Below are 8,704 nucleotides of genomic sequence, written 5' to 3'. Positions count from 1 at the left end.
TCGGTCCACCTATGAGAAAGATGCTACTTTCAGTACTTCCAGTACTTCCGACTTCCGCTCCACCTATGTGGGTAAAGTTAACTTCAGCGATTCCACTTACGGGGGTGCGGCCGATTTCAGCGGTTCCACCTATGGCAAAGACGTTACTTTCAGTACTTCCGATTTCTCCTCCACCTATAAGGGTGAGGCTGACTTCAGCTTCTCCACTTACGAGGGTGAAGCTGGCTTCAGCTTCTCCACTTACGAGGGTGAAGCTAGCTTTAGAATCTCCACTTACGAGGGCGAGGCTAACTTTATTGGCTCCATCTACCTGGGACAGGCTGACTTTAGTGAATCCACCTATACCCACAAAGGTAATAAGGCCAGCTTTGGCGGCTCCATCTACCTGGGACAGGCTGACTTTCGCGGCTCCACCTACGAGAAGCAGGCTAGCTTCAGTCGCTCCATCTACAAGAAAGACGTTATTTTCGGTACTTTCGGATTCCGCTCCACCTACATGGGTAAGGCTAACTTCCTCGACTCCATCTACCTGGGGCAGGCTGAATTCAATTGGTCCATTTACCAGAATGTAACTGATTTTAGCGGGTCTATTTATTATAAGGAAACTTTTTTTGGCGGAAATGAAGACAACGGTTTCTGTACTAAATTCACACGCTACGCCCCTCAGTTTTATGGCGAGACGAATAATAGAAATACCCTATTCGGCTCACATGATAATAACTTCACGGTGGATGCCAAAGAAGGTTATTCTATTAATCTAAATTCTGAAGGCTTACCCCTTGGCTGTAAATTCCTTACTTCAGAGCAGAAGGATTCCCTTAAATGTGAAATCCAAAAAATAGAAGAAACGAATAATAAACTTCTTGAGGTGAAAGATCCCAAAGAGAAGGCAGAAATCTCGAAAGATCTACAGTTTTTTAACGACAAGCTCCACGAATGGCGTGAAAAGAACACCACTGTAAAAGCTGAAGACGTAGCAGCAGAAAATACGGAGAGCTAATCAATCTGTAGGGTTTTGGGGACAGCTATTCTTTAATAGCTGTCCCCAACACTCCACGGCTCTCCCTAGTACACAAAATACTGGCGGCTTATGTAGCTGCTCGTCCTTACTCCACCGCCAAAGTTTTCGGGTTCAGCGGCTTACTAGTACCTTCACCAGGTGCCTCAACCGTATCAAAACCAGGACCTCACACAGAGCTCGATAAACCCCTGCGGTATATGCTATTCGTCTTCTTCGTAGACATAATCCTTGAAATAGTCAGGGTCGCCGTCGCTGTCTAGCCAGAGCTCAAACCAGCCCAGGAAGTCCTGACGCTCAAAGCAGGGGCTCACACCAACATCCGAAAAGCTCCACACCTCACCGGTGCACGGCCCGGCGGTGATCAGCTCATAGGTCATGCCGCATCCTTCATCCATGAGCTCAACACCCTGGTTACCCAGCTTACGCTCAAAGGACTCATCGCTAAGCTGTTCTTCGTCCTCCTCAACTTCCCAGAGCCAGCCGTCCGTGAGCGTCATGGGGAGGGAAAGGTCTTTGCGCTCAATCTCTGCGAGCCGGTGAATGGAACCGGTGCTGATATGCCCCATCGCTGGGTCACGCCAGCCGTCACCAACCTCCAGTAGAAACAGCCTGTACGCCTGCGGCAGGCGGGTGTTGCAGGCACTCTCAAAAGCAATAATGTCTGCCTCCGAAACAGTAGGCCCCATGCTGATATTCTTCTGAGCGACTTTAGCCTTAATACGCTCGATCACACTCGGGTATTCTTCAGGCTTGTAGATAGGCACAAAAACTCCTTAAAATAGGTCTTCGGTTTCACGGGGTCAGCGCGAGCCTTTGTACAAGCCGCTGCACGCTGTTTCCACTCCCAGCGGTCCTAAAGTTACGGGTGGGCTATGCCTTGTCGCCCATCTTAAAAACATCTATGCCGAGGGAGAGTTGCTAGAAGAGGCAACTACTGAGGATTTCTCGGTAGTTCGTCAAGAGGTATCAGGCAGGCTCAGCGATCAAAACGCCTCTACTCCCCCACCAGAGTCTTCGGGTCCAGCGGCGTGCTCGTACCTTCCGCCAGGTGCTCTAGGCGCCTCAAGATCAAACCTTCACGCAGAGCCCAGGGGGAAACACGCATCGTTTCGATACCGAAGGTTTCCATCGCAGCCTCAGCCGCCATTGCACCGGCGAGAACCTGGTCGGCGCGCATCCGGGAAACACCGGGCAGGTCAGCGCGCTCGGCGGGAGCCATAGCCTCCATGCGGCGAGTCCACAGGCGCAAATCCGTCACATGCATCTCACGCTTCACATGCGGCCCCGCAGAATACGGCGCCGCCCCGCAAATACGCGCCAGCGAACGGAAAGTCTTCGAGGTGCCCACCACCATATTCGGCTCGCCAAATGCCAGCAACCGCTGCGCCACCGGTTCAATCTGCTCGCGCACATACCTGCGCAGCCGCTTCGTCTGCTTCGGCGAAGGGGGCTGTTCATCAAAGAACTCGCGGGTCAGGCGGCCGGCGCCCAACGGCACCGACATTGCCGCATCCGGCAGGGCATCCGTGCCCGTAGAGAACTCGAAAGACCCACCCCCAATATCAAAATTCAGGATGCGCCCCGCACCCCACCCCTGCCAGCGACGCACCGCGAAATAGGTGATAGCGGCCTCTTGATCGCCCGAAATCTCGCTCAAACTCACGCCGGTCTTCAACCGCACATACTGCAAAACCTCGGCACCATTACCGGCCTCGCGAATAGCAGAGGTCGCAAAGGCGAGCAGATCTTCGGCGTTATTCTCAATGGCGAAATCGCGCGCAGACTTCACGAACTCGGTCAGCGCGGCGCGGCCTTCATCAGAAATATCGCCCGACGGTGTCAAATACTGCACCAGCTGCAGCGGAATCTTATGCGAAGCATACGGCTCGGGGCGGGCGCCCGGGTGGCCGTCAAGCAACAGCAGGTGAACAGTATTTGAGCCAACATCAAGAACACCGAGGCGCACGGCGCGCTCCTATCCCCCAGCCACCGCCGGGATAACGTACAACTTCATTAAGTGTGGCACAAGTCGCCGCTTGATGCGCGCAATCCACCGCCGGGGATGCGCGAGTTCGCCCGCCGCACATGGATGCACACACAGGCCAGAGAGTGCGACTAGCAGCGAGCGCCTAAGGCTGTCGCGCACGGCAAAGCGAAGCGGAGCCGTCGTGACTGGTCGCCTTGTAAAGCGAGCGCAAGTCGCGCATCCATGTAAATCTTGCCAAGCGCAACAATACGGATACGTAGCCCACATTTTCGTGAGCAGCGCATCCGTATTGTTGGGGTGAAGAAAGGACTAGTCCTTTTTAGCCGCAGTCTTCTTTGCAGTAGTGGACTTTTTAGCAGTCGTCTTTTTCGTGGTGCTCTTCTTGGCGGTCGTCTTCTTTGCCGCAGTCTTACGCTTCGCAGGCCCCTTAGCGCGCTTTTCGGCGAGCAGTTCGACGGCACGCTCATGGGTGAGCGATTCGATGGTTTCCGAACGCGGCACCGTAATGTTGGTAACGCCATCGGTAATGTACGGCCCAAACCGCCCATCTTTGACCACGATATTCTTTTCGCTGTTCGGATCTACACCGAGCTCGGCGAGCGGGGGCTTAGCGGCGGCACGCCCGCGCTGTTTAGGCTGCGCATAAATGTCGAGCGCCTGTTCAAGGGTGATCGTGAAGATTTCTTCCTCAGACCCAATCGATCGCGAGTCGGTGCCCTTCTTCAGGTACGGGCCAAACCGCCCGTTCTGCACGGTGATTTCGTTGCCTTCCGCATCGGTGCCGAGCACGCGCGGCAGGCTCAAGAGCTTGAGCGCATCCTCTAGGGTTACGGTCGCCAAATCCATAGATTTGAAGAGCGATGCGGTGCGCGGCTTAGCGGGCTTAGGCTTCTTCTTCGGCTTGGGTTTGCCGTTCTTGTAGTATTCGGTGGGCTGCGCATCCAGGTACGCCTGAATCTGCTCCTCCGTCATCTCTTCGATAACTTCGGTGACGTAGGGGCCGTAGCGCCCGTCGCGGGCGATAATCTGGTTCCCGGAGGCGGGGTCGGTGCCGAGCACGCGCCCATCGGATTTGCCCTGTTCAAGCAGCTCTTTCGCCTTCTCAGCGGTCAGCTCGTCAGGCGCCAAATCGGTGGGAACGTTAGCGCGCACGGGGTCAGAGACTTCGCCGGTTTCGGTATTGACGGTGCCTTCGGCCTCAAGGTAGGGGCCGAATTTACCCACGCGCAGCACAATGCCGTCAGCAATGCGGATCGAGTTAATGTCGCGGGCATCAATATCACCCAGATTATCTACAATGGGCTTGAGCCCGCGTTTCTTCTGCACCCCGCCGCCGAAGTAGAAGTCGCCCAGCCACTCCACGCGCGATTCTTCGCCGCGGGCAATGCGGTCAAGGTCTTCTTCCATCTGCGCGGTGAACTCGTAGTTCACGTAGGGCCCGAAGCTGGTTTCGAGCAGGCGCACCACCGAGAACGCGGTCCACGAAGGCACGAGCGAGCCGGAACGCACCTGCACATAGCCGCGATCCATAATCGTTGAAATCACGGCGGCGTAGGTGGAGGGGCGCCCAATGCCCAGCTCGTCAAGAGTTTTCACGAGCGAAGCCTCAGTGTAGCGTGGCGGGGGCAGGGTCTCATGCCCGGTGGCTTCGAGTTTTTCGGCGGTGAGCGAGTCACCCTGCGCGAGCGCGGGCAGGCGTTTCTCGGCGTTCTTTGCGTCGCGTTCTGCCAAGCGGGTTGCGTCTACACCTTCCTCATAGGCGGCGAGGAAGCCGCGGAAGGTAATAACGGTGCCAGATGCTGCGAACTCGGCATCGCGCCCGTTGGATGCGGTTGCCCCTAACCGCACGGATGCGGTCGAGCCGGTGGCGTCTGCCATCTGCGAGGCGATGGTACGCTTCCAGATCAACTCGTACAGTCGGTATTCGTCGTTGGAGAGCGTGCCGCGCACGGCGTCGGGAGTGCGGAAGGCGTCACCCGCGGGGCGGATTGCTTCATGCGCCTCCTGCGCGTTTTTGCTCTTGGAGGCGTAGGTGCGCGGCGCGGAGGGCACGTATTCGGTGCCGTAGAGTTCGGATGCTTGGCGGCGTGCCGCCTTCACGGCCTGGTCTGAGAGTGCCACCGAGTCGGTACGCATATAGGTGATGTAGCCGCTCTCGTAGAGGCGCTGGGCAACCTGCATGGTTACGCGCGATGAGAAGCGCAGCTTGCGTGCCGCCTCCTGCTGCAGGGTTGAGGTGGTGAACGGCGCGGCGGGGCGGCGTTTATAGGGTTTAGTTTCGACCGAGCGCACCGAGAAGGGAGCGGCGGTGAGGGCTTCGGCGAGGGTACGCGCATCCGCCTCTGAGAGGTGGGTGACCTTGGTGGAGGTGAGGGTGCCGTCGTCGGCGAAGTCTTTACCGGTGGCAACTCGGGTGCCGTCGACCGCCACGAGTTTGGCGTCAAAGCCCTCGTTGCTGGTGGTGATGAAATGCCCGGTCAGATCCCAGTAGTTGGCGGCGACGAAGGCCATGCGTTCGCGTTCACGCTCAACAACGAGGCGTGTTGCCACGGACTGCACGCGACCCGCGGATAGGCCGCGGCCGACCTTGCGCCACAGTACGGGTGAGATTTCGTAACCGTAGATACGGTCAAGAATACGGCGGGTCTCTTGAGCATCGACCAGGTGCAGGTCAACATCGCGCAGTTCCCCGAAGGCGCGTTCAATGGCTTCGCGGGTGATTTCGGGGAAGGTCATGCGGTAGACGGGAACCTTGGGTTTCAGAACCTCTTTGAGGTGCCAGGCGATCGCTTCACCTTCGCGGTCACCATCGGTTGCGAGGTAGAGGGCATCAACGTCTTTGAGTTTGCGTTTGAGTTCGGCGACTTTTTTCTTTTTATCGGGGTTAACCACATAGTAGGGGTCAAAATCGTCGTCGATATTGACCGCGAACTTGCCGACCGGGCCCTTTTTCAGGTTCTCGGGCAGTTCGGAAGGCTGCGGCAGGTCACGAATATGTCCCATGGACGAATCCACCAGAAATTCGTTGCCTAAATAACCGCTGATAGTCTTCACCTTCGATGGGGACTCAACGATCAGCAGCGCTTTTCCGTTCTTTGCCTTGGTGGGCACGGCTCTCCTCATAATTGTGTGGTGTAGATGCGATACAACAATAGCGCACATTCTGGCGGTTACGCCTATTAGGTGCGCTTATCACGCATGTGTCTTATCACGTTTTACAGCTTGTGTTTGGATTAAGGGTGTGGATGCAACGATACCAGTTATTATGCACGTCTGTATCGAGTTGGCAACCGCAGATATTGGCCTTAGGCGGGTTGGCGGGCGAAATTAGTTGTACGGAAAATACCCTTCGCCCTGGGCGGGAAGAAGCGGGTATTCGCGCCCATACACTTTGCGCGGCACAATGCGCACCCACTGCATAAGGTGCCCGCTTTCGTAGTGGCGCAGGCCGAAAGTGTGCACGAGCGGCGGGGTCATTTCGGGTGGCAGCCAGTGCGCCACGCCCTGCACGATCACGGAGCGGATGCCGTTCTCTAGTTCCTCGTCGATTTCAAAGGAGACGCGGCGGCTCATAACCACGGCGGAGAAACGGTCACCGCGGGTGGTGCGCAGGTAGATTTCGTGGTCGGCTACCCCGTAGAGGACCGGCAGCACGTCTACGAAGTTGCCGTCGGTGAGCACGAGTCGCCCTAGATTGTTGGCCTGCAGGCGCGCCCAGCAGTCTTCGGCGCTCATTTTCTTGGTGGTATCTGGGGTGTCTTGCATAGTCATTCTTTTAGTGTAGGTGTTTCTTCGTGCCGAAATTTGTGATGTTCGGCGCGGCAAAGGCGTGTTTTATGGGTCCGCGCTGGGGCGCCGGGGGTTAGCTGTTTTCATCTGCAAAGTGCAGAAAACTTTTTTCGATGAGTTCTCGAATAGCGACCAGTAGGGTATCGCGCGGATGCTCGTTCTCGGTGCCGAAGGCGGCGCGCGCATCCGGCGTGTAGTCTTCCCAGCCGAGAAGCACGGCGAGCGCACCTAAAATCTGCCCGATGCTCAGCTCGCCGTCGCATACGGAGACGAACCCGGCGGTTTCGGTTGAGAGCAGAATTGTGCGGCACAGCCCGGATCCGGCGCGCAGCAGAATTACATTCGGATGCTCAGCGCCGGGGCGGCTGTGGCGTTCTTCGGTCACGTCTTCGGCGAGTACAAGGTGGGTTTCGGTGAGGGCCTGATCGTTGAGGGTGGTGAGGCGGTCGAAGCGTGCCACGGCCTCGGTGATGCTTTGCGCGATGGGCTGGGCTATGGGGTAGGTGATGTCCTCGAACCGGTTCAGGGGCGCGGTTTCGGTGGTGTGCGCCGGGCGGCGGAGCCAGAGCATCCCGAACCCAATAGAATGAACGTTCCGGTTTTTAAAGTCGTCGAGATAGGCTCGGTAGGTGTTCTCGTAGTGGTCGCGGTCGCGGTTTTCACTCGCGTCTTTGAGCCAGGTTTCCGCATAGGATTCGGGGGTGAGCACTTCGCGCTGAATTACCCACGCCTCGCTCGGTGTGCCGGTGGCGGATTCGGCGAACCAGGTGCGCAGGCGCGCATCCCAGGGCTGCGCCTCGCCTGTATTGTTGCGGTGAATTTCCCAGTTGCCGAGCATCTGGGCGCGCCCGCCGGGCACCAGCACCTCGGGGATGCGCCGAATAAGCGTGCTGACAATATCGTCGCCGGGCAGCCCGCCGTCACGGTACGTAAACTGGTCGTCGCTGCTTTCGTTCGCGCGGCGCGGGGTAATAACGAACGGCGGGTTTGAGACCACAAGGTCGAACTGCTCCCCCGCCACGGGATCCAGCAAAGAGCCTTGTCGAAGGCTTACGCGTGCTTCAAGGTTCTGCGGGTCGAGTTTCAGGGCCGGTGCGTTCAGCAGCAGGTTAAAACGGGCGAAGGCGAGGGCACGCGGCGAAATATCGGTAGCCGTCACGTGGTCTGCATGGGCGAGCAGGTGGAAGGTCTGAATGCCACAGCCGGTTCCCACGTCAAGGGCACGCGCCACGGGGGTGCGCTCGGTAATCTGCGCCAGGGTTAGAGATGCCTGCCCGATACCCAGCACGTGATCTTTGCGCAGCACCCCGGGTCGCTGATGCGCCCCCAAGTCGGAGGCCACCCACAGCTCGGTGCCGTCATCAGCCGAATGCGGTCGCAGGTCAAACACGGCGCGGTAATACGGTTCTTCACCGGGGTTCTCGGGGGCACGGGTAGTTTCTGACTCCGCCGGTTCCACGAGGTTTGCGGCAATAAAGTCATCAAGTGCGGGTTCGTTGCCGAGCGCATCGGCAAGTTCCGCGCGGGTTAGGGTGTGTGCGAACAAGAAAAACCCGATTATGCGCGCCAGGCGGCGGTCGGGGTCGGTGGTGTGCGCATCATCAAGGATGTTCTGTACCCGCCAGGTGCCGGGCACAACCTGGTCGCGCGCCATTGCCTCAAAAGCGCGCTCCCCCAGCAGTTCACGCACCCCGTCATAACTGTAGTTAAGCCTCTCAAGGGCGCCCCGGATGCGCTCAAGTCGGGCGGTATCGTCGCTTATGGGGGTGTCGGGGATGCGGGAGTACAGTTCATCAGCCATACTCCCCATTCTAAGCGCCTCGTTTCTTAACGCCGCGAGCAGGTGGTTTTTGGCTGAGCAAGTAGTATTTTCCTACCTGCTCATACCAAAACCACCTGCTCGCGGT

Annotated in this window: 5 protein-coding genes and 1 pseudogene; 1 reads left to right on the top strand and 5 read right to left on the bottom strand. The window is 57.8% G+C overall.

Annotated features, from left to right (window positions below; genetic code table 11):
* Positions 1–1,000: pseudogene (locus tag HMPREF2609_RS10930) on the top strand (hypothetical protein); the annotation flags it as partial.
* Positions 1,001–1,221: 221 nt separating this feature from the next.
* On the opposite strand, the gene HMPREF2609_RS05735 reads toward HMPREF2609_RS10930, so the two are convergent.
* From HMPREF2609_RS05735 to HMPREF2609_RS05715, 5 genes are all read right to left on the bottom strand, one after another.
* On the bottom strand, positions 1,222–1,785 hold the full coding sequence (locus HMPREF2609_RS05735; RefSeq protein WP_070535554.1) for an SMI1/KNR4 family protein: 564 nt from the start codon (positions 1,783–1,785) through the stop codon (positions 1,222–1,224).
* 230 nt (positions 1,786–2,015) lie between these two features.
* On the bottom strand, positions 2,016–2,987 hold the full coding sequence (locus tag HMPREF2609_RS05730) for a Ppx/GppA phosphatase family protein (protein ID WP_048754217.1): 972 nt from the start codon (positions 2,985–2,987) through the stop codon (positions 2,016–2,018).
* Between the two features lie 330 nt (positions 2,988–3,317).
* A complete protein-coding gene (gene topA, locus HMPREF2609_RS05725) occupies positions 3,318–6,119 on the bottom strand; it encodes a type I DNA topoisomerase (protein WP_070535551.1) in 2,802 nt (933 codons plus the stop codon).
* 216 nt (positions 6,120–6,335) lie between these two features.
* The gene (locus tag HMPREF2609_RS05720; protein ID WP_004005453.1) at positions 6,336–6,779 is read right to left on the bottom strand and encodes a pyridoxamine 5'-phosphate oxidase family protein; all 444 of its coding nucleotides are present in this window, start codon (positions 6,777–6,779) and stop codon (positions 6,336–6,338) included.
* A gap of 91 nt (positions 6,780–6,870) precedes the next feature.
* On the bottom strand, positions 6,871–8,598 hold the full coding sequence (locus HMPREF2609_RS05715) for a DUF7059 domain-containing protein (protein ID WP_070535548.1): 1,728 nt from the start codon (positions 8,596–8,598) through the stop codon (positions 6,871–6,873).
* Positions 8,599–8,704: the final 106 nt, after the last annotated feature.

It is taken from the genome of Rothia sp. HMSC058E10, assembly GCF_001809415.1.
Taxonomy (GTDB): Bacteria; Actinomycetota; Actinomycetes; order Actinomycetales; family Micrococcaceae; genus Rothia; species Rothia dentocariosa.
This window is presented reverse-complemented; position numbering and strand designations above follow the sequence as displayed.